At 65.7% G+C, this 21357-nt stretch carries 22 protein-coding genes; 7 read left to right on the top strand and 15 right to left on the bottom strand.

Translation table 11 applies throughout. The features are described from left to right. Positions 1 to 6: 6 nt before the first annotated feature. Positions 7 to 750 carry a lipoprotein-releasing ABC transporter ATP-binding protein LolD gene (gene lolD / locus D9X30_RS23810; protein WP_228770996.1) on the bottom strand — a complete coding sequence of 248 codons (744 nt, stop codon included), beginning with the start codon at positions 748 to 750 and terminating at the stop codon, positions 7 to 9. Further along, positions 743 to 1993, bottom strand: a complete 1251-nt coding sequence (locus D9X30_RS23805; RefSeq protein WP_153948929.1) for a lipoprotein-releasing ABC transporter permease subunit — start codon at positions 1991 to 1993, stop codon at positions 743 to 745. Before D9X30_RS23805 ends, lolD begins: the two co-directional genes overlap by 8 nt. Before the next feature lie 102 nt (positions 1994 to 2095). Between D9X30_RS23805 and D9X30_RS23800 the strand changes: the two genes are divergently transcribed. Continuing rightward, positions 2096 to 3217 carry a hypothetical protein gene (locus D9X30_RS23800; protein WP_153948930.1) on the top strand — a complete coding sequence of 374 codons (1122 nt, stop codon included), beginning with the start codon at positions 2096 to 2098 and terminating at the stop codon, positions 3215 to 3217. Positions 3218 to 3245: 28 nt separating this feature from the next. Next, a complete protein-coding gene (gene recJ, locus D9X30_RS23795) occupies positions 3246 to 4946 on the top strand; it encodes a single-stranded-DNA-specific exonuclease RecJ (protein ID WP_153948931.1) in 1701 nt (566 codons plus the stop codon). 49 nt (positions 4947 to 4995) lie between these two features. Here recJ and D9X30_RS23790 read toward each other — a convergent pair whose 3' ends face one another. Next, the gene (locus D9X30_RS23790) at positions 4996 to 5739 is read right to left on the bottom strand and encodes a peptidoglycan DD-metalloendopeptidase family protein (RefSeq protein WP_153948932.1); all 744 of its coding nucleotides are present in this window, start codon (positions 5737 to 5739) and stop codon (positions 4996 to 4998) included. A gap of 234 nt (positions 5740 to 5973) precedes the next feature. Between D9X30_RS23790 and prfB the strand changes: the two genes are divergently transcribed. The 4 genes from prfB to D9X30_RS23770 all read left to right on the top strand — a co-directional run bounded on the left by prfB (position 5974) and on the right by D9X30_RS23770 (position 10533). Continuing rightward, positions 5974 to 7078 (top strand): peptide chain release factor 2 gene (gene prfB, locus D9X30_RS23785; protein WP_153948933.1). Its coding sequence is split into 2 segments (ribosomal slippage): positions 5974 to 6054 and positions 6056 to 7078, totalling 1104 coding nucleotides; the frame shifts between segments, so codons are not numbered across the junction. Positions 7079 to 7198: 120 nt separating this feature from the next. After that, entirely contained in the window at positions 7199 to 7969 is a 771-nt protein-coding gene (locus tag D9X30_RS23780) for an SDR family oxidoreductase (protein ID WP_153948934.1), read from the top strand. Positions 7970 to 8019: 50 nt separating this feature from the next. After that, positions 8020 to 9564, top strand: coding sequence for a lysine--tRNA ligase (gene lysS / locus D9X30_RS23775; RefSeq protein WP_153948935.1), 1545 nt, complete (start codon positions 8020 to 8022; stop codon positions 9562 to 9564). 249 nt (positions 9565 to 9813) lie between these two features. Next, a complete protein-coding gene (locus D9X30_RS23770; RefSeq protein WP_153948936.1) occupies positions 9814 to 10533 on the top strand; it encodes a glycine zipper 2TM domain-containing protein in 720 nt (239 codons plus the stop codon). A 108-nt stretch (positions 10534 to 10641) separates the two neighbouring features. On the opposite strand, the gene iscX is transcribed toward D9X30_RS23770, so the two are convergent. The 12 genes from iscX to uvrB all read right to left on the bottom strand — a co-directional run bounded on the left by iscX (position 10642) and on the right by uvrB (position 19908). Next, positions 10642 to 10836, bottom strand: coding sequence for a Fe-S cluster assembly protein IscX (gene iscX, locus D9X30_RS23765; RefSeq protein WP_066738820.1), 195 nt, complete (start codon positions 10834 to 10836; stop codon positions 10642 to 10644). 23 nt (positions 10837 to 10859) lie between these two features. Beyond that, complete coding sequence (gene fdx, locus D9X30_RS23760; protein ID WP_092596329.1) at positions 10860 to 11198, bottom strand: ISC system 2Fe-2S type ferredoxin; 339 nt, start codon at positions 11196 to 11198, stop codon at positions 10860 to 10862. A 44-nt stretch (positions 11199 to 11242) separates the two neighbouring features. Further along, on the bottom strand, positions 11243 to 13108 hold the full coding sequence (hscA, locus tag D9X30_RS23755; RefSeq protein ID WP_153948937.1) for a Fe-S protein assembly chaperone HscA: 1866 nt from the start codon (positions 13106 to 13108) through the stop codon (positions 11243 to 11245). Between the two features lie 9 nt (positions 13109 to 13117). Then, the gene (gene hscB / locus D9X30_RS23750; protein ID WP_153948938.1) at positions 13118 to 13636 is read right to left on the bottom strand and encodes a Fe-S protein assembly co-chaperone HscB; all 519 of its coding nucleotides are present in this window, start codon (positions 13634 to 13636) and stop codon (positions 13118 to 13120) included. 104 nt (positions 13637 to 13740) lie between these two features. Then, a complete protein-coding gene (gene iscA, locus D9X30_RS23745) occupies positions 13741 to 14061 on the bottom strand; it encodes an iron-sulfur cluster assembly protein IscA (protein ID WP_066738950.1) in 321 nt (106 codons plus the stop codon). Positions 14062 to 14142: 81 nt separating this feature from the next. Beyond that, positions 14143 to 14544, bottom strand: a complete 402-nt coding sequence (gene iscU, locus D9X30_RS23740; protein WP_066738828.1) for a Fe-S cluster assembly scaffold IscU — start codon at positions 14542 to 14544, stop codon at positions 14143 to 14145. Between the two features lie 54 nt (positions 14545 to 14598). Continuing rightward, positions 14599 to 15819, bottom strand: coding sequence for an IscS subfamily cysteine desulfurase (locus D9X30_RS23735; RefSeq protein WP_153948939.1), 1221 nt, complete (start codon positions 15817 to 15819; stop codon positions 14599 to 14601). A gap of 74 nt (positions 15820 to 15893) precedes the next feature. Then, positions 15894 to 16448, bottom strand: a complete 555-nt coding sequence (iscR, locus tag D9X30_RS23730) for a Fe-S cluster assembly transcriptional regulator IscR (RefSeq protein WP_153948940.1) — start codon at positions 16446 to 16448, stop codon at positions 15894 to 15896. A gap of 198 nt (positions 16449 to 16646) precedes the next feature. After that, positions 16647 to 17126, bottom strand: coding sequence for a low molecular weight protein-tyrosine-phosphatase (locus tag D9X30_RS23725; protein WP_153948941.1), 480 nt, complete (start codon positions 17124 to 17126; stop codon positions 16647 to 16649). 64 nt (positions 17127 to 17190) lie between these two features. Next, positions 17191 to 17430 carry a hypothetical protein gene (locus D9X30_RS23720; RefSeq protein WP_153948942.1) on the bottom strand — a complete coding sequence of 80 codons (240 nt, stop codon included), beginning with the start codon at positions 17428 to 17430 and terminating at the stop codon, positions 17191 to 17193. A gap of 55 nt (positions 17431 to 17485) precedes the next feature. Further along, entirely contained in the window at positions 17486 to 17707 is a 222-nt protein-coding gene (locus tag D9X30_RS23715) for a hypothetical protein (protein ID WP_092596350.1), read from the bottom strand. 107 nt (positions 17708 to 17814) lie between these two features. Further along, the gene (gene uvrB / locus D9X30_RS23710) at positions 17815 to 19908 is read right to left on the bottom strand and encodes an excinuclease ABC subunit UvrB (protein WP_153948943.1); all 2094 of its coding nucleotides are present in this window, start codon (positions 19906 to 19908) and stop codon (positions 17815 to 17817) included. A gap of 230 nt (positions 19909 to 20138) precedes the next feature. Between uvrB and D9X30_RS23705 the strand changes: the two genes are divergently transcribed. Further along, positions 20139 to 21335 (top strand): amino acid aminotransferase, encoded by a 1197-nt coding sequence (locus tag D9X30_RS23705; RefSeq protein WP_153948944.1) that lies wholly within the window; start codon positions 20139 to 20141, stop codon positions 21333 to 21335. Positions 21336 to 21357: the final 22 nt, after the last annotated feature.

Genomic DNA, 21357 nt, shown 5'->3' with positions numbered 1-21357 from the left:
CGCGGGTCAGCGTTCCTGGTGCAGGTGCCCGTCGCGCAGCCTGAACACGCGGTCGCAACGGCCGGCCAGGTCCATGTCGTGCGTCACGATCACGAAGCTCGTGCCCAGCGTGCGCGACAGGTCGAGCATCAGGTCATAGACGCCCCCGGCGGTGTGATCGTCCAGGTTGCCGGTAGGCTCGTCGGCCAGCACGCAGGCCGGCTGCCCCACCAGCGCCCGCGCAATGGCCACGCGCTGGCGCTCGCCGCCCGACAGCTCGCCGGGACGGTGTTTCGAGCGGCCGCCCAGGCCCACGCGCTCCAGCACAGCCTGGGCCGCCTCGCGCGCCTGGCGCTCGGTCTGGCCCCGGATGCGCATCGGCATCGCCACGTTATCCAGTGCCGTGAACTCCGGCAGCAGGTGGTGAAACTGGTAGACAAAGCCCAGCGAGCGGTTGCGCACGATGTTGCGTTCTTTCTCGCGCAGCGACGTGAACGGCTTGCCCAGCAGCGCCACGCGGCCGGCGTCGGGGTTGTCCAACCCACCCAGCACATGCAGCAGCGTCGATTTACCCGACCCGGACGCGCCCACGATGGCCACCTTCTCGCCGGCATTGACGCGCACGTCCACGCCGCGCAGCACCTCCACATCGAGCCCGCCCTGCTGGAACCGCTTCGTGAGCCCCTCGGCCACCAGCACCGGCGAGCCGCCGGTCTGGATCGACGCGGCAGGCACGGCCGCCAGGTCCGGAATCAGCGTCGTGTCACTCATAGCGCAGTGCCTCCGCGGGATTCACGCGGGCGGCGCGCCAGCTGGGGTAGAGCGTGGCCAGCGTGGCCAGCACGAAGGAAATGATGCCGATGGTGGCGATGTCGTTCACGCGGGGGTCCGAAGGCAATTCGCTGATGAAATAGATGTCCTTGGGCAGGAACTGCACGTGCAGCACGCGTTCGATGAACGGCACGATCACGTCGATATTGGTCGCGATCAGCGTGCCGCCCAGCACGCCGAGCACCGTGCCGATGAAGCCGATGGCCACGCCCTGCACGATGAAGATCTTCATGATCGAGCGCGGCTGGGCCCCCATCGTGCGCAGGATGGCGATGTCGGCCTGCTTGTCGGTCACGGTCATGACCAGCGTGGACACCAGGTTGAAGGCGGCCACGGCGATGATCAGCGTCAGGATGATGAACATCATGCGCTTTTCGGTCTGCACGGCGGCAAACCAGTTGCGGTTCTGGCGCGACCAGTCACGCAGATACAGATCGCCGGACATGGTGGTGGACAACGCCTCCGCCACCTGCGGGGCGCGCTGCATGTCCTGCAGCTTGAGCCGCACGCCGGTCGGCCCGTTCTGGCGGAACAGCAGTTCGGCGTCTTCCATGTTGACCAGCGCCAGCGCGCTGTCGAATTCATAGTGACCCGACGAGAACACGCCCACCACGGTGAACTGCTTCAGGCGTGGCAGGATGCCCGCCGGGGTGATGGTGCCCTGCGGCGCCACCAGCGTAACCTTGTCGCCCACGCGCACGCCCAGGGCGTTGGCCAGTTCGCTGCCCAGCGCGATATCGAAGCCACCCGGCACCAGCGCGTTCATGCTGCCGGCCCGGAACTGGCTGCCGATGTCGGATACCTTGGGTTCCTGGCTCGGATCCACGCCGCGCAGCAGCACGCCGCGCACGGCGTCGTCGCGCGTGAGCATGGCCTGCGCCGCCACATAGGGCGCGGCGCCGATCACTTCCTGATTGCGCTCGGCCTCGGCGGCGGTCTTCTGCCAGTCCTGCAGCGGCCCCGCCCCGATCACCTCGATGTGCGACAGCACCGACAGCATGCGGTCGCGCACCTCCTTCTGGAAACCGTTCATGACCGACAGCACGACGATCAGGGCGGCCACGCCCAGCGCGATGCCCAGCATCGAGATCATCGAGATGAACGAAATGAACGTGTTGCGGCTGGCGCGCTTGCTTGCGCGGGTGTACCGCCAGCCGATCTGCCACTCGTAAGGAAAGTTCAAGAGGAATCCTGTTGTTCTGGAAACGCGTCGGCGCCAATTTTGCCACCCCGGGGTGACGGAAGACTGGCGCCGGCCAGCCGGAAGTTTACAATCTCGGCAACCATGATGACGCACCTGACCCTGATTGTGCCTTTTTCCGTCCCGCCTGGCGCCGGGGACGACGCCACGGACGATGTCGTCCCCGGCGCGCTGCTGCGCCAGTTGGAGTTGCCCGCGCTCGGAAAGTTGCTGACGCGCGCCACCCCGGGACCCCGCGAAACACACGACGACCCCTACCTGCGCACCCTGCCCCAGGAACGCTGGCTGGCCGGCCGCGCCGGCCTGGATACCGTCCAGGTGCCGACTGCGCCCTTTATGCGCCTGGCCGACCGCGCCGCCGCCGGCCTGCCCGCCGATGCCAGCCCTGACGCCGACACGGGCTGGGCGTGCCTGCAGCCGGTGCATATCCATGCCGCGCGCGATCATCTGGTGCTGATGCACCCCGACCAGCTCGACATCCGCGCCGACGAGGCCGACGCGCTGCGTGCCGCCATCGCCGAACTGCTCGATGAAACCGGCATCCGGCTGGAAGCGCCGCAGCCTGCGCGCTGGTACGTGCCGGACGGCATCTTCGGCGAACTGACGGCGACCACGCCGGTGCGCGCCACCGGCCGCAATATCGATATCTGGATGCAGGCCGGCCCGCGCGCGCGCGAATGGCGCCGGCTGCAGAATGAGATCCAGATGACGTGGCACGGCCATCCGGTAAACGATGCCCGCGAGACCGCGGGCCGCCTGCCGGTCAATTCGGTCTGGCTGCATGGCGGCGGCAAGGCGGGCACCGCCCGCAAGCTGGCCGACACGGTACTGACAGGTGACCCGTTCATGGCCGGCCTGGCGCTGGCCGCCGGCAGCCGGGTTGGCCCGCCGCCGTCCCGTTTTGCCGAGGTGGCCAACGCGGAAGGCAGCGTCATGTGCCTGCTGGAAAGCGCCACCGAAGCCCATATTGCATCCGACTGGGGCCTGTGGCTCGAACGGATGCATGCGCTGGACGCCGAGTGGTTCCAGCCCGTGCTCGATGCGCTGACCGCCGGCCAGATCCAGGCCGTCACGATGGTGCTGGGCGGCGAGAACCACTTTGCCGAATTCACGGTCACGCGGGCCGACCTGCGCAAGTTCTGGCGCGGCCTGGGTGCGCGCGGCGACTGGCGCGCACTGCTGTCGAACCTGGCCATGGCCGCCTAGCCGCCCGAACGCCACCGGAACGAAGATCATGACCCGGATTGCCATCCGCTCCTATTCCGACGACCACGCCAGCGTCCTGGCCGCCGCCGGCCTGCACCCCACGCTGGCGCGGATCCTGTCCGCGCGCGGCGTGCTGGACCCGGCCGAACTGGCCACCGAACTGCCCGGACTCGTGCCCCCTTCCGCCATGAAGGGCATCGACCACGCCGCCGCTTACCTGGCCGACGCCATCGCCGCCCAGCGCAAGCTGCTGATCGTGGCCGACTACGACTGCGACGGCGCGACGGCCTGCGCCGTGGGCGTGCGCGGGCTGCTCATGCTGGGCGCGCGCGTGGACTACATCGTGCCGAACCGTTTCGAGTACGGCTATGGCCTGACGCCCGAGATCGTCGAACTGGCCGCGCAGCAGCGGCCAGACGTGATCGTGACGGTCGACAACGGCATCGCCAGCGTCGATGGCGTGGCGGCCGCCAACGCGCGCGGCATCGACGTGGTGGTGACCGATCACCACCTGCCCGGTGCCGTGCTGCCCGATGCTGCCGTGATCGTGAATCCGAACCAGCCCGGCTGCGAATTCCCAAGCAAGAACCTGGCAGGCGTGGGCGTGATGTTCTACGTGCTGCTGGCGCTGCGCGCCGAACTGCGCCAGCGCGGGGTCTATACCAAGGACACCCAGCCGCCGCTGCAGACGCTGCTCGACCTCGTGGCGCTGGGCACCGTGGCCGACGTGGTGAAGCTCGACGCCAACAACCGCATCCTGGTGGCGCAGGGCCTGAAGCGCATGCGCATGGGCCGGATGCATGCCGGGGTGGCCGCCCTGTTCCGCGCCGCCGGCCGCGAAGCCCAGCGCGCCAATACGTTCGACCTGGGCTTCGGGCTGGGGCCGCGCCTCAATGCGGCGGGCCGCCTGGCCGATATGTCGCTGGGCATCGAGTGCCTGCTGACCGACGACGCCAACCGCGCCTGGGAAATCGCGCAGGAACTGGACGGCATGAACCGCGAGCGCCGCGATATCGAGGCCGGCATGCAGCAGGAGGCGCTGCAGATCCTGGAGCAGCCGCTGGCCGGGCTCGATCCGGCGTCACGCTACACGGTGAGCGTGTTTCACGAGACCTGGCACCAGGGCGTGATTGGCATTGTCGCGTCGCGGCTCAAGGAAAAATTCCACCGCCCGACCATCACGTTCGCGCCGGGCGACGAGGAGCACATCAAGGGGTCTGGCCGGTCGATCCCGGGCTTTCACCTGCGCGATGCGCTGGATCTGGTGTCCAAGCGCCATCCCGGCCTGCTGGTGAAATTCGGCGGCCACGCCATGGCGGCCGGCCTGACCGTGCGCGCGAAGGATTTCGACACCTTCGTGGCGGCCTTCGAGGACGTCGGCCGCGAATGGCTCAACGAAGAGCAGCTGGCCCGGGTGATCGAGACCGACGGCGATATCGACGACGGCTGCTTCAGCCCAGAATTCGTGACCCTGCTCGAAGGCCAGGTGTGGGGCCAGGGCTTTCCGCCTCCCACGTTCTCGGGCGAATTCGAGGTACTGCGCCAGACCGTGCTGAAGGGCAAGCACCTCAAGCTGCAACTGGGGCGCGGCAGCCAGCGTTTCGACGCGATCTGGTTCAACCACGCCGACGCGCTGGACGGCGCCAGCGCCCTGGTGGCCTACCGGCTCGACAACAACACCTTCAATGGCGTGACACGCGTGCAGCTGGTGGTGGAGCACGCCCAGTAGGCCGGGGCGGCGGTCAGCCGGCCCGCCCGACGGCGGCAAGCGCGGGCCGTTATCCGCGCGGCGGCAGGTAGAGGGCCGGATTCACCGGCTTGCCGTTGCCGCGCACCTCGAAGTGCAGTTCGTTGTCGCGGCTCATGGTGCCGATCTCCTGCCCGGCCGAAATCCGGTCGTTTTCCTTGACCAGGGGGCGGTCGAGGTTGCCGTACACGGTCAGCCAGTCGTCGTTGTGCTTGATGATGACCAGCTGGCCGTAACCGCGCAGCGTACCCACGTGGATGGCCCAGCCCGGCGCCGCGGCGCGCACCTTGCCGCCAGCGGGCACTTCGATACGCAACCCTTTTTCCGCCGGCGGCGCGAAGCTGCCGGCCACGCGCCCATCGGCCGGCCATTGCAGGCGGATGGCGCTGGCGGGCGGCTTCGACGGCGTGGTGTCGGGGGCGGCGGCGCGCTGGCCGGAAGTCGCGACGGGCTTGTCGGTGGCCTTGGCGGCCGAGATACCGGCGCCGGCAGGCGGCTTGACGCGAATCAGCTGACCCACTTCGATCTGGCTAGAGTCCGAAATGTTGCTCCAGCGCGCCAGGTCGGCCACCGAGCGGTTGTGGCGCCGTGCGATCGAATACAGCGTGTCGCCGCGCTCGACGCGGTAATAGCCCTCGGGCGCTGGCTCGCTGGGCGTGGTGCCGCAGGCGGCAAGCATGGCGGCCAGCGAGATCGCGGCCAGGCGCCCAAGTGTGCGTCGGCGCGCACCCTGCGGGCGCGGCACGTCGTGATGGACTGCGTGGATTCCTGTCATGCGTACGGGGAAACTCCTGATCGTGGCCGCTATTGTCGCCGAAGTTGGAACGGAACCTTGCAGCGATAAGCGGGGAAAGTCACGCAATAGACCGTTCGCCATGCGAACGGTTCAGCCGGGCGTGGGGCGGGGACCCAGCCCCGGCTGCAAATCCGACGTGCACGCCGGCCGGTTTCGCGGCGCCGATCCGCTATAATTCCACGCTTTGCACGCGCAGAATTACCAGGAATATCAATGGAAGCAGAACGCCTCAACGCCATCTCCGGTGCCATCTCCGATCTCCGTTCGCGAACGGAAGATCTACGGGGGTATCTTTGACTACGATGTCAAGGAAAACCGCCTAGACGAAGTCAACGGACTTCTGGAAGACCCGGACGTCTGGAACAACCCCAAGCGTGCCCAGGACCTGGGCAAGGAAAAGAAGGCGCTCGAAGCCGTCGTGCAGACGCTGGGCAAGCTCACCGCCGACCTCGCCGGCGCGGAGGAGCTGTTCGAGCTTGCGCGCGAGGAAGGTGACGACGAGACGCTGGTATCGATCGAAGCCGACGTGCAGGGATTCGAGGCGATCGTCGCCGACATGGAATTCCGCCGCATGTTCTCGGGCGAGATGGACCAGGCCAACGCCTTCATCGACATCCAGGCCGGCGCCGGCGGTACCGAGGCGTGCGACTGGGCATCGATGCTGCTGCGCCAGTACCTGAAGTACTGCGAGCGCAAGGGTTTCAAGGCCGAGGTGCTGGAAGAGTCCGAGGGCGACGTGGCCGGCATCAAGAGCGCCACGATCAAGATCGAGGGCGAATACGCGTTCGGCTACCTGCGTACCGAGACCGGCGTGCACCGCCTGGTGCGCAAGTCGCCGTTCGATTCGTCGGGCGGCCGCCACACGTCGTTCTCGTCGGTGTTCGTCTACCCCGAGGTGGACGATTCGTTCGAGGTGGAAGTCAACCCGGCCGACCTGCGCGTGGATACCTATCGCGCATCGGGCGCCGGCGGCCAGCACATCAACAAGACCGATTCGGCCGTGCGGATCACGCACATCCCGACCGGCATCGTCGTGCAGTGCCAGAACGACCGTTCGCAGCACCGCAACCGCGCCGAAGCCATGTCGATGCTCAAGTCGCGCCTGTACGAGCATGAAATGCGCAAGCGCCAGGCCGAGGCCGACAAGCTCGAAGCCGGCAAGACCGATGTGGGTTGGGGCCACCAGATCCGCTCGTACGTGCTGGACCAGAGCCGCATCAAGGACCTGCGCACCAACGTGGAAATGTCCAACACGCAGAAGGTGCTCGACGGCGACCTCGACCCGTTCATCGAGGCCAGCCTGAAACAGGGCCTGTAACACCGGCAAGACTGCCGCCGCTGCCGTGCCGCCATGCCCGCCCCGTGCCGGCATGGCGGCGCGGCAAATACCAAGAGTCTCCATCCCGAAGTCGCCGTTTCATCGAACAAGGTCCACGTCATGACCACCGGAACGCCCCGCTCCACCCATCTCTACATCGTCACCGGCGCCTCGCGCGGCCTGGGCGCATCGCTCGTGCGCGCGCTGCTCAAGCCGGGCAACCGCATCATCGGCGTGGCGCGCAGCCGCAACACCGACCTCGAGCGCGAAGCCTCGGCCAGCGGCGTGCCGGTGGCGTGGCATCTGCAGGACCTGTCGCAGCCCGGCCCGTCGGCCGGCTGGCTGTCCAGCGTGCTCGAAGCGGTGGACGACGCCCCGGCCAGCGTGACGCTGATCCTGAACGCGGGTGTGGTGGCACCCATCGGCCCGATCACCGAACTGCACGAAAACTCGCTGGTGCCGCATCTGCAGACCAACCTGGTCACGCCGATGACGATGACCGGCGCGTTCATCGACGCCACCGCGCGCTTCGACTGCCCGCGCAAGGTGCTGGCCATCTCGTCGGGCGCCGCGCGCAACCCGGTGCCGGGCTGGAGCGCCTACTGCGCCGGCAAGGCGGGCCTGGACATGTTCATCCGCTCGGTCAATGCCGAGTACGCCGGCCTGGCCGGCGATCGCGCGGTACGCGCGGTGGCGCTGGCGCCGGGCGTGGTGGACACGGGCATGCAGGAAACCATCCGCGGCGCCGATTTTGCCCAGGTGCAGCGTTTCCGCGACCTGAAGGCGAATGACCAGCTGGCGTCGCCCGACGATGTCGCGCAACGCATCGCCGCCTATCTGGAACGCGCCGACTTCGGCAAGACCGAACTCGACGACATCCGCAACTATTGAACTGAACCATCGCGCAAGGCCCCGTGCCCTGCACGACCGAAGCTGACACCATGACCGAACCGACCCGCACGCCTGCCGCCGCACCCGCCGACGCGCCTGCCGTAGACGAGAACAAGATCATTGCCGAACGGCGCGAGAAGCTGCAGGCCCTGCGCGAGCAAGGCGTGGCCTTCCCGAACGATTTCCGCCCGACGCACCAGGCCGGCGCGCTGCACGCGCAGTATGGCGAGACCGACCAGGCCGCGCTGGAAGCCAGCCCGGTGGAAGTGTCGATCGCCGGCCGCATGATGCTCAAGCGCGTGATGGGCAAGGCCAGCTTTGCCACCGTGCAGGACGGCAGCGGCCAGATCCAGTTCTACATCACGCGCGACAAGGTGGGCGAGGACGTCTACGCGGCGTTCAAGCACTGGGACCTGGGCGACATCATCAGCGCGCGCGGCGAGCTGTTCCGCACCAACAAGGGCGAGCTGTCGGTGCAGGTGCGCGAACTGCGCCTGCTGTCGAAGAGCCTGCGCCCGCTGCCGGACAAGTTCCACGGCCTGGCCGACCAGGAAATGAAGTACCGCCAGCGATATGTGGACCTGATCGTCTCGCCGGAAACGCGCGACACGTTCCGCGCCCGCACCAAGGCGATGTCGTCGCTGCGTCGCCATATGTCCGATGCCGGCTTCATGGAAGTCGAAACGCCGATGCTGCATCCGATTCCGGGCGGCGCTGCAGCCAAGCCGTTCATCACGCACCACAACGCGCTGGACATGCAGATGTTCATGCGCATCGCCCCCGAGCTGTACCTGAAGCGCCTGATCGTCGGCGGCTTCGAGCGCGTGTTCGAGATCAACCGCAACTTCCGTAACGAAGGGGTGAGCCCGCGCCACAACCCCGAGTTCACGATGATGGAGTTCTACGCGGCCTACACGGACTACCGCTGGCTGATGGACTTCACCGAGAACCTGATCCGCCAGGCCGCCATCGACGCCAGCGGCAGCGCCGTGCTGAACTACCAGGGCCGCGAGCTGGACCTGTCCAAGCCGTTCCATCGCCTGACGATCTGCCAGGCGATCCAGAAATACGCACCGGAATATACCGATGCCCAACTGGCCGACGCCGACTTCCTGCGTGCCGAGCTGAAGGGCAAATTCAAGATCAACACCAGCGCGCCGCAGTTCCTGAACGCCGGCGTGGGCACGCTGCAACTGGTGCTGTTCGAGGAAACGGCGGAGTCGCAGCTGTGGGAGCCGACCTACATCGTCGACTACCCGGTGGAAGTGTCGCCGCTGGCGCGCGCCTCGGACACGCAGCCGGGCATCACCGAGCGGTTCGAACTGTTCATCACGGGGCGCGAGATCGCCAACGGCTTCTCGGAACTGAATGATCCGGAAGACCAGGCCGACCGCTTCCGCAAGCAGGTCGAGCAGAAGGACGCCGGCGACGAGGAAGCCATGTACTTCGACGCCGACTACATCCGCGCGCTCGAATACGGCATGCCCCCGACCGGCGGCTGCGGCATCGGCATCGACCGCCTGGTCATGCTGCTGACCGACAGCCCGAACATCCGCGACGTGATCCTGTTCCCGCACCTGCGTCGCGAAGACTGATCGGCAGGCGCAGCCAGCCTGCACCATGTCTTGGTCCCCACGCCCGCTCGCGGCGTGGGGCGCTCCCACCACCTCCTGATTTGCCGGCTGTTACAGACGCCCGCGCACCTTTCCCCTCCCTCCGCTGTAACCTTTTGATTTTCCGGCAGATTTCTGGCTACACATCCTTACAAAATCAAACGGAAACCGAATCGTAATTCCGCCAGACTCTAGGTATCCACCCTGATGGGGTGACTTGGAGAACAAGAAATGTCTGGTCCGGAAACCCTCCCCGCCCTGCCGTCGCAACGCCGCCTGAACCCGCTCGTGGGCGCGGCTGCCGTCGCACTTGTGGTGGCCAGCCTGACGGTGGTCGCAGCCGTCACGGGCGTGCTGCCGATTACCAAGGCCACGCAGGCGCCGGCCGAGGCTTCGTACAGTTCATACAGCGGCGCATCCGGGGGCTCGTACAGCGGCAATCAAACCGGCACCCAGCCCGTCGTGAACGAGCCGCCCCCGCTCACGAGCCAGCCGGCACCGGGATCGACGACGCGGCCACCCGCCTATGACGCTCGCCAGGCCCAGAACAACATGGCGCCGCCGCCGGCCCAGCCGGTGCAGCAGGCCCAGGCTGAAGAAAAGCCGGCCGCCCGGCCCAGCCATACGGCCGGTCATGTGACCGGCGTGCAGGTAGTGGAAGCCGAAAAGCCGACCAGCGGCCTGGGCGCCGTTGGCGGTGCAGTCGTGGGCGGCCTGCTGGGTAACCAGATTGGCTCGGGCAATGGCCGGATTCTCGGCACCGTGGCCGGCGCGGCTGCGGGCGGCTTTGGCGGCAACTACGCCGAGAAGAAGCTGAACACCAACAAGTCGTACCGCGTCAGCGTGAAGATGGACGATGGCTCGCGCCGTACTTTCACGTACCAGAATCCTCCGGGAGTCGAGGTGGGCCAGCGCGTGCATCTGGAGCGCGGCGTGCTTGTGACTGGCTGATGCCCCTTCGGTTTCGGTGCCGCCCAGGCGAGCCCGATCCCGACACAAACAAAAAAGCACGGCGTGACAGCCGTGCTTTTTGCTTCATTTGCCTTGGATCAACCGGACTTATTCCGCTTCCTCGATCCACGCTTGCTGGATGGCCTCCAGGATCTTCTCGCCCGAGCGTTCCGGCAGATCGCTGAAACCGTCCAGTTCCAGCACCCACTGGCGCAATTGGGTAAAGCGCACCGTTACCGGGTCGACGTCAGGAAACTTGTCGTACAGCGCGGCGGCGATATCGTAGGTATCTGTCCATTTCATGGGAAAACTCCTCGCGCGGGCCTTTAGTGGCCTTCCTTGGCGTGGTTGATCGTGTACTTCGGGATTTCGACGGTCAGGTCCGTGTCCGCGACGATGGCCTGGCACGACAGGCGCGAGTTGGGCTCCAGGCCCCACGCCTTGTCCAGCAGGTCTTCCTCTTTTTCCTCGGCATCTTCCAGCGAGTTGAAACCTTCGCGCACCACCACGTGGCATGTGGTGCAGGCGCACGACTTCTCGCAGGCGTGCTCGATGTTGATACCGTTGTTCAGCAGCGCGTCGCAGATGCTGGTGCCGGTGCCGGCCTCGAAGACGGCGCCCTCGGGACACAATTCGACGTGGGGCAAAACGATGATCTGTGGCATGTGATTCCTGTTTTCTCTCTCTAGGCAGGTGCGCTGCGTGTGACTCAGCCGAGCTCCTGCACCTTCTTTCCGGCCAGCGCGCTCTTGATCGAGCGGTCCATGCGGCGGGCGGCAAATTCGTCGGTGCCATGCGACAACTGCTCGACGGCCGCCTTGATCGCGTGGTGGTCGTCACCGCGCGCGATCTCGGTCACGCGGGCCATCAGCGCATCCACGGCCGCGCGTTCGTCGGCCGACAACAGGTCGCCATCGACTTCCAGCGCACGCGCGGTGGCCTCCACCAGCCTCGCGGCCTCGACGCGTTCCTCGGCCAGCGCGCGGCTCTTCATGTCGTGCTCGGCCTCGCGGAAGCTCTCCTGCAGCATGCGCGCGATATCGTCGTCGGCCAGCCCGTACGACGGCTTGACCGATACCGACGCTTCCACGCCCGAATTGGTCTCGCGTGCCGACACCGACAGCAGTCCGTCCGCATCGACCTGATAGGTCACACGGATGCGCGCGGCGCCCGCCACCATCGGCGGAATGCCGCGCAGCTCGAAACGCGCCAGCGACCGGCAGTCGCTGGCCAGTTCGCGCTCGCCCTGCAGCACGTGAATGGCCATGGCGGTCTGGCCATCCTTGAAGGTGGTGAATTCCTGCGCACGCGCGACCGGAATCGTGCTGTTGCGAGGAATGATCTTCTCGACCAGGCCGCCCATCGTCTCCACGCCGAGCGACAGCGGGATCACGTCGAGCAGCAGCCAGTCCTCGCCCGGTGCATGGTTGCCCGCCAGCAGGTTGGCCTGCATGGCGGCGCCCAGCGCCACCACCTTGTCCGGGTCCAGGTTGGTCAGCGGCTGCTGGCCAAAATAATCGCCCACGGCCTTGCGGATGGCCGGCATGCGCGTGGCACCGCCCACCAGCACCACGCCCTTGACATCCTCGGGCGTCACACCGGCATCGCGCAGCGCCTTGCGCACCGGGGCCAGCGTCTTCTGCACCAGGTTGGCGGTGATGGCGATGAACGTTTGCGAGTCCAGCGGCAGATGCACGATCTCGCCGGTGGTCAGCACGGCGTCGATCACGGTGCTGTCGCTGGCGGACAGGGCTTCCTTGGCGGCACGGGCGCGCATCATCAGCAGGCGCGTGTCCTCGGCCGACAGCGGCTGCAGGCCGGCCTGCTCGACCACCCAGCACAGCAGGCGCTGGTCGAAGTCGTCGCCGCCCAGCGCCGAATCGCCGCCGGTGGACATCACCTCGAACACGCCCTTGGTCAGCTTGAGCACCGAGATATCGAACGTGCCGCCGCCCAGGTCGTACACGGCGTAGATGCCTTCGGCGGCATTGTCCAGGCCGTAGGCAATGGCGGCAGCGGTCGGCTCGTTGAGCAGGCGCATCACCTCCAGGCCCGCCAGTTGCGCGGCATCCTTGGTGGCCTGGCGTTGCGCATCGTCAAAGTATGCGGGCACCGTGATCACGGCACCCACCAGTTCGTCGCCCAGCGAATCCTCGGCACGCTGGCGCAGCGTGGCCAGGATCTCGGCCGACACTTCCACCGGGCTCTTGATGCCGGCCGCGGTCTTCAGTTGCACCATGCCCGGCGCATCGACAAAGTCGTACGGGCTGTGTTCGATATTGGCCACGTCACGCAGGCCACGGCCCATGAACCGCTTCACGGAAACGATCGTGTTCTTGGGGTCGCGCACGGCCTCGTCCTGGGCCTTGAAGCCGATATGCGCGTTGCCGTTGGGCAGGTAGCGCACCACCGACGGCAGCAGCGAGCGGCCATCGTCGTCGGGCAGGACTTCGGGAATGCTGTTGCGCACGGCGGCCACCAGCGAATTGGTGGTGCCAAGGTCGATGCCAACGGCCAGCCGGCGCTGATGAGGCGCGGGCGACATGCCGGGTTCGGAAATCTGGAGCAGTGCCATGAGAATCTTCTAATCTTCGAGCCGATCGATCGCCTCGCTGGCGTCATGTTCGATCTTTTCGATAAACATCAGCTGGCGCGCGGCGGCGCCGGCGGCTTCGTTGTCACCGGCATCGAGCAGCGCGCCGAGTGCCGCGTGGCGCTCGCGCTTTTCCTGGCGCAGGTCGCGCAACAGGCTGTCGAGCTGGTCCACGTCGCGCGCCTGCGTCGCATCCTGCAGCGCCTCGCGCCATTCCATCTGCTGCATCAGGAATGCCGGCGCCATCGCCGTATTGCTTTCGGCCTGAATGTCCACGCCGCGCAGATGCAGCAGGTAGATTGCCCGCTTGAGCGGCTGGCGCAGCGTGCGGTATGCCTCGTTGGCATGCGCGGCCCACTGCATTGCCACGCGCCGCTCGGCATCGCCGGCATTGGCAAAGCGGTCAGGGTGCGCCTGCGACTGGACGGTGCGATAGGCCGCGTCCAGCGCGGCTTCGTCCACTTCATACTGGGCAGGCAGCCCGAACAGCGAGAAAAAATCGTCTTCCAAAGCGCGTCTTTCCAAAACATTCACAACAAAAAGGAGCGGTCATGCCGCCCCTTGTCGTGTCGCCGCCCTCGCATCGGTTGCCGATCCGGGTGCGGCACGGGTGATCAGACCCGGAACGACTCGCCGCAGCCGCACTCGTCCTTGACGTTCGGGTTGTTGAACTTGAAGCCTTCGTTCAACCCCTCGCGTGCGAAGTCCAGTTCGGTACCGTCGATGTACGGCAGGCTCTTCGGATCGACGATCACCTTGATGCCGCGCGTCTCGAACACCTGGTCTTCGGGCTGCAGTTCGTCCACGTACTCCAGCTTGTACGCCAGGCCCGAGCAGCCGGTGGTCTTCACGCCCACGCGCAGGCCCAGGCCCTTGCCGCGGCGTTCCAGGTAGCGGGAAACGTGTTTCGCCGCCTTTTCGGTCATCGTGATCATCTTTGCCTTGCTGTCGAAACGCCGCGCGCGATACCGCACCGCACGCGGCCATACCAACCCGTCTGAAGCGGACCGCGCCGCTCAGGCAGCCTTCTGCTCGGCGCCGCCGTGCTTCTTCTTGTAGTCCTCGACGGCCGCCTTGATGGCGTCTTCGGCCAGGATCGAGCAGTGGATCTTCACCGGCGGCAGCGCCAGTTCCTCGGCGATCTGGGTGTTCTTGATCTCCAGCGCCTGATCCACGGTCTTGCCCTTGACCCATTCGGTCACCAGCGACGACGACGCGATGGCCGAGCCGCAGCCGTAGGTCTTGAACTTGGCGTCTTCGATCACGCCCGCCTCGTTCACCTTGATCTGCAGCTTCATCACGTCGCCGCAGGCCGGGGCGCCGACCATGCCGGTGCCCACCGCGTCGTCGTTCTTGTCGAACGAACCGACGTTGCGCGGATTTTCATAGTGGTCGAGAACCTGGTTGCTGTAAGACATTTTGGTTACCTCTGACGAATCTTTATGGGGTTCTGGTTTTGCCGTGGACCGCAATCAGTGCGCGGCCCACTGGATCGAATTCAGGTCGACGCCGTCCTTGAACATCTCCCACAGCGGCGACAGATCGCGCAGCTTGCCGATCTTGTTCCTGAGCAGCTCGACGGTGTAGTCGATCTCGGCTTCGGTCGTAAAACGCCCAACCGTGAAGCGGATCGAGCTATGCGCCAGCTCGTCGTTGCGGCCCAGCGCGCGCAGCACGTACGACGGCTCCAGCGACGCCGACGTGCAGGCCGAACCCGACGACACGGCCACGTCCTTGATGGCCATGATCAGCGATTCGCCTTCGACGAAGTTGAAGCTGACATTCAGGTTGTGCGGCACCCGGTGTTCCATCGAACCGTTCAGATACACCTCTTCCATCGACGACAGGCCGTTCCACAGTCGGTCACGCAGCATGCGGATGCGCTCGTTCTCGGTGGCCATTTCCTCGCGGGCCAGGCGGAACGCCTCGCCCATGCCGACGATCTGGTGCGTGGCCAGCGTGCCCGAACGCATGCCGCGCTCGTGGCCGCCGCCGTGCATCTGCGCCTCGATGCGCACGCGCGGCTTGCGGCGCACGTACAGCGCGCCGATGCCCTTCGGGCCGTAGGTCTTGTGGGCCGAGAACGACATCAGGTCGCACTTGAGCGTGGACAGGTCGATCGCAACCTTGCCGGTGGCCTGCGCGGCATCGCAGTGGAAAATGATGCCCTTCTCGCGGCAGATCTCACCGATCTGCTCGACGTCCTGGATCACGCCGATCTCGTTGTTCACGAGCATCACCGACACCACGATCGTGTCCGGGCGGATCGCCTGCTTGAACACATCCATGTCGATCAGGCCGTCGTCCTTGACGTCGAGGTACGTCACCTCGAAGCCCTGGCGCTCCAGCTCGCGCGTGGTGTCCAGCACGGCCTTGTGCTCGGTCTTCACGGTGATGATGTGGCGGCCCTTGCCCGAGTAGAAATTGGCCGCGCCCTTGATGGCGAGGTTATCCGACTCGGTCGCACCCGACGTCCACACGATCTCGCGCGGATCGGCACCCACCAGCGCCGCCACCTGCTCGCGCGCTTCTTCCACGGCGCGCTCGGCTTCCCAGCCGTACGCGTGGCTGCGCGACGCAGGATTGCCGAACTGCTCGCGCAGATACGGAATCATCTTGTCCGCCACGCGCGGGTCCACCGGCGTGGTGGCCGAGTAATCCATGTAGATCGGGAAATGTGGGGTGGTGCTCATCTTATGACTGCCTTATAGGGATCGCTAATCGCGTACTGCCTACCGATAGTTTAATGCAGGTGCTGCAACCTTGCTCAGGACTGCGCGAGGCTGAACACCGAGTTGACAACGCGGGCGCGCGCCGGCTTTTCCTGCTTCTCGGCCTTGCTGCGCGACACGGTGACGGGCTGCTGCGCGGCGTCTTCGCGCATGTCGTGCAGCACCGCAGGCTGGCGGGCACGTTGCTGGTCAACGAGATTCTTCAGCGATACGGAGTCCAGGTACTCGACCATCTTCTGGTTCAGCGTGGCCCAAAGCTCGTGGGTCATGCAGCGCCCGGTTCCGTCATCTCCGTTACAATTGCCCTTCCCCCCGCATTGGGTGGCATCGAGCGGCTCGTCCACGGCAATGATGATGTCTGCCACCGTGACGTCCTCGGCCTTGCGCGCGAGGCTGTAACCACCGCCCGGACCGCGCACGCTCTCGACGATCTCGTGACGGCGCAGCTTGCCAAACAGCTGCTCCAGGTACGACAGCGAGATCTTCTGGCGCTGACTGATGCCTGCCAGCGTGACAGGACCCTGATCCTGGCGCATGGCCAGGTCGATCATGGCGGTTACCGCAAAGCGGCCTTTGGTGGTCAGTCTCATGATGCTCGGGGAGAGGGAATACTTGAGAATTTCGCTCGAGTTTAAGATATCCCGACTAAATCAGTCAAGTACCCCATCCCGCAACGCACTATTCCACGCCCCATAACGATCCCGCCGGCGCGGCGTCGGAAAACGGCCATGCAAAGCCCGCCGGCTTGATTTCCCGCATGGCATATCAGGCAATTCCGGTAGTCCGGCTCAGGCCAGTTGGCGCCGCAGCATGTCGATCACGCCGTCGCAGGCATCCTCGATGTAGTCCAGCACGCGCTCGAAGCCGTCACCTTCGCCATAGTACGGGTCCGGCACTTCCTCGACCCGATAACGCGTGGCAAAGCTCATCAGCAGGCGCAGCTTGTCGGCGCTGACCCCGGGAAGCAGCCGGCGTAGCCCGGCCATGTTCTCCAGGTCCATGGCCAGCACAAGATCGAAGCGATCGAAGTCGGCCACGTCCACCTGACGGGCCCGCAGCGCGGAGAGGTCATAGCCGCGCTGCAACGCCGCGCGCTGACTGCGGGCGTCGGGCGCCCGGCCAACGTGGTAGCCATGGGTACCTGCGGAGTCCAGTTCAACCCGATCGGACAGGCCGGCGGCCTCAAGCTTGGCGCGCAGCACGCCCTCCGCCGTTGGAGAGCGGCAGATGTTGCCCATGCAGCACATCAGAACGGCGTATTTTTTCATCGACGCGATTTTACCGTCACGCACACCGTCGAAAACCTACGCCAGGCGATAGCGTCGCCAGCGGCTACAGCCGCTCGGCCAGCAGCTTGCCGCGCGCGAACCCGGCTGCCTCGGCGTCGGTGGGCGACTTGTAGTGCTCTGACGTCGGCGAAGTTTCCACCAGCGTGTCGGCCGCGCGAATGTTCGTGCCCTTGCGGCACACGCGTACCGTGTAGTCCCATTCGATGGGCGACCGGGGTTTCACCAGTACCTGGATCTCGTGCGTTTCGAAAACCCTCTTTTTCCATTCACTGCTATAGGACATCAGTGTCTCCTGGCGTGCCGGCCTTCTTCGGGTGTGATTGGGGGCTGATTCGGTTTCAGCTCACCTCGCCGGCATCTATTGTCCGCATGGCTTCGGCTTCCGCCAGCGCAAGGGCTGCCTCTGGCGTATCGGCCGAGCCGGTCTCGGTTTCAAACGTGGGCCCGCCGGGTTCGCCGAACGCATCGGAAATGGTCAGTACCCCGGCGAAACCGCCGCCCGCATGCGCAACGGCACGGGCAACGACCGTATAACCACCATATTCGAACTGTGTCACCATGGCACACTCCCTGGTTCGTGATCGGGCGTCCCGCGCTGGGCGGATTGCCTAATCACTATAGGATGCCGTGGCGCACCATGCCCATCGGGGGCCGATCAGGTCTTCCCTCAGCTTGACGGCGGCAGCAGATGGTCGCCTTCGGCGCCGGCCCCGAACACCTGCGCACGCAGCTTGGCGAGCTGGTCGCGTACCTGCGCCGCCTTTTCGAACTCCAGGTTCTTGGCGTGGTCGAGCATCTGCTTCTCCAGACGCTTGATTTCCTTGGCCACCTGCTTTTCGCTCATATCCTCGTATTTCGCGCGTTCCGCCGCGGCGGTCAGCTCGGCCTTGACCTCGTCGGCGTCGTAAACGCCATCGATGATGTCCTTGATCCGCTTGACCACGCCGCGCGCCGTAATGCCATGGGCCTCGTTGTGCGCGATCTGCTTGGCGCGGCGGCGCTCGGTTTCCTGGATCGCCACCCGCATCGAATCGGTCATGCGGTCGCCGTAGAGAATCGCGGTGCCATTGACGTTACGGGCGGCCCGCCCGATGGTCTGGATCAGCGATCGCTCCGCACGCAGGAAGCCTTCCTTGTCGGCATCGAGGATGGCCACCAGCGACACTTCCGGAATATCCAGTCCCTCGCGCAGCAGGTTGATCCCCACCAGGACGTCGAACGTGCCCAGACGCAGGTCGCGGATGATTTCCACGCGCTCGACCGTATCGATGTCCGAATGCAGGTAGCGCACCTTGATGCCGTTTTCGGACAGGAACTCGGTCAGCTGCTCGGCCATGCGCTTGGTCAGCGTGGTCACCAGCACACGCTCGCCGGCCTGCAGCCGCAGGTGGATCTCGCTGAGCAGGTCGTCCACCTGCGTGGTGGCGGGCCGCACGTGGATGATCGGGTCGACCAGGCCGGTCGGCCGCACCACCTGCTCCACCACCTGCCCGGCGTGCTCCTTCTCGTAGTTCGCCGGGGTGGCGGTCACGAAGACCGCCTGGCGCATCTTGCGCTCGTATTCCTCGAACTTCAGCGGCCGGTTGTCCAGCGCCGACGGCAACCGGAAGCCGTACTCCACGAGCGTGGTCTTGCGCGCCCGGTCGCCGTTGTACATGCCGTTCAACTGGCCGATCAGCACGTGCGATTCATCCAGGAACATCAGCGCGTCGGGCGGCAGGTAGTCCACCAGCGTCGGCGGCGGCTCGCCCGGCTTGGCGCCCGAAAGGTGGCGCGAATAGTTCTCGATGCCCTTGCAGAAGCCCAGCTCCGACAGCATTTCCAGGTCGAAACGCGTGCGCTGCTCCAGCCGCTGCGCCTCGACCAGCCGGTTTTCCTTGTAGAAGAAGTCGAGCCGCTCGCGCAGCTCAACCTTGATGTCCTCGATCGCCCGCAGCACGGTCTCGCGCGGCGTCACGTAGTGGCTCGACGGGTAGACGGTGAAGCGCGGAATCTTCTGACGGACCCGGCCCGTCAGCGGGTCGAAGAACTGCAGCGAATCCACCTCGTCGTCGAACAGCTCCACACGCACGGCCATCTCGGCATGCTCGGCCGGGAAGATGTCGAGCGTGTCGCCGCGCACGCGAAACGTGCCGCGCTGGAAATCGGTCTCGTTGCGCGTGTACTGCATGGCGATCAGCCGCGCGATCACGTCGCGCTGGCTCAGCTTGTCGCCGGTACGCAGCGTCAAAATCATCCGGTGGTATTCGCTCGGATTGCCGATACCGTAGATCGCCGACACGGTTGCCACGATGATCGTGTCGCGCCGCTCCAGCAGGCTCTTGGTGGCCGACAGCCGCATCTGCTCGATATGCTCGTTGATCGACGAGTCCTTTTCGATGAACAGGTCCCGCTGCGGCACATAGGCCTCAGGCTGGTAGTAGTCGTAGTAGCTGACGAAGTATTCCACCGCGTTGCGCGGGAAAAATTCGCGGAATTCCGAATACAACTGCGCCGCCAGCGTCTTGTTTGGCGCAAATACGATAGCCGGCCGGCCCATCCTGGCGATCACATTGGCCATCGTGAAGGTCTTGCCCGAGCCGGTCACGCCCAGCAGCGTCTGGAACGACAGGCCGTCCTCGATGCCCTCCACCAGTTGCCGGATCGCCTCGGGCTGGTCGCCGGCGGGCGGATACGGCTGGTACAGCTGGAACGGCGAGCCCGGAAACGTGACGAATTTGTCTTCGTCCAGGGGCGGGGCGACTTCAGCGAGATTCGTCATAAACGTAGGGAAAAACCTGAGGGAAACTGGCGGGATACGCTAGAATCTGGGGGTTGCGCGGATCGGTTCAAGCCCGGTTGGCCATAGTTTGCCGAAGGGATACTGTCAGGTTCTGTCAGGATTGACAGGAAGTCAGTCAGGAGCCCGTCGCCGGTGCCGCCGCAGCCACAGCGCAGTTCGAAGCATTCTACGCCCTCCGTTTTCTTACACAGCTGACCACGAGATCCCAAATGAGTTTGTTTTCTGCCGTCGAGATGGCCCCGCGCGACCCGATTCTGGGCCTGAATGAAGCATTCAATGCCGATACCCGTGCCACCAAGGTGAATCTGGGCGTTGGCGTGTACTTCACCGACGAAGGGAAAATTCCGCTGCTGCGCGCCGTGCAGGAAGCCGAAAAGGCCCGCCTGACCAGCGCCACCCCGCGCGGCTACCTGCCGATCGAAGGCATCGCCGCCTACGACCAGGCCGTGCAGACCCTGCTGTTCGGCCAGGATTCGGCCCTCATTACCGAAGGCCGCGTCGTGACGGCTCAGGCACTTGGCGGCACGGGCGCCCTGAAGATCGGCGCCGACTTCCTGAAGCGCCTGTACCCGGACGCATCGGTCGCCATCAGCGATCCGAGCTGGGAAAACCACCGCGCGCTGTTCGAATCCGCCGGTTTCCCGGTGGTCAACTACGCCTACTACGATGCCCCGTCGCACGGCCTGAACTTCGCCGGCATGGTGGAATCGCTGAAGTCGTACCCGGCCAACACGATCGTCGTGCTGCACGCGTGCTGCCACAACCCGACCGGCGTGGACCTGAACGACGCCCAGTGGAAGCAGGTGGTGGAACTGGTCAAGGAACGCAACCTGATCCCGTTCCTGGACATGGCCTACCAGGGCTTTGCCGAAGGCATCGAGCCGGACGGCGCCGCCGTGCGCCTGTTTGCGGAATCGGGCCTGCCGTTCTTCGTGTCGAGTTCGTTCTCGAAGAGCTTCTCGCTGTACGGCGAGCGCGTGGGCGCGCTGTCGATCGTCACCACGGGCAAGGACGAAGCCCAGCGCGTGCTGTCGCAGATCAAGCGCGTGATCCGCACGAACTACTCCAACCCGCCGACCCACGGCGGCACCGTGGTGGCTACCGTGCTGAACAGCCCGGAACTGCGCGCCATGTGGGAGCAGGAACTGGCCGAAATGCGCGACCGCATCAAGCTGATGCGCAACGCACTGGTGGACAAGCTGGCGGCCAAGGGTGTGCCGGGCGACTTCTCGTTCGTGAAGGCCCAGCGCGGCATGTTCTCGTACTCGGGCCTGACCTCGGCGCAGGTGGACCGCCTGCGCACCGAGCACGGCATCTACGCCGTCGGCACCGGCCGCATCTGCGTGGCGGCGCTGAACAGCCGCAACATCGACGCCGTGGTCAACGCCATCGCGGCCGTGTACTAAAAAGCAACACCTGACCCGGCGT

The organism is Cupriavidus sp. U2 (genome assembly GCF_009663685.2).
Lineage (GTDB): Bacteria > Pseudomonadota > Gammaproteobacteria > Burkholderiales > Burkholderiaceae > Cupriavidus > Cupriavidus necator_C.
The sequence above is the reverse complement of the archived record's forward strand: the minus strand, read 5'-3'. Positions and strand labels throughout refer to the sequence as shown.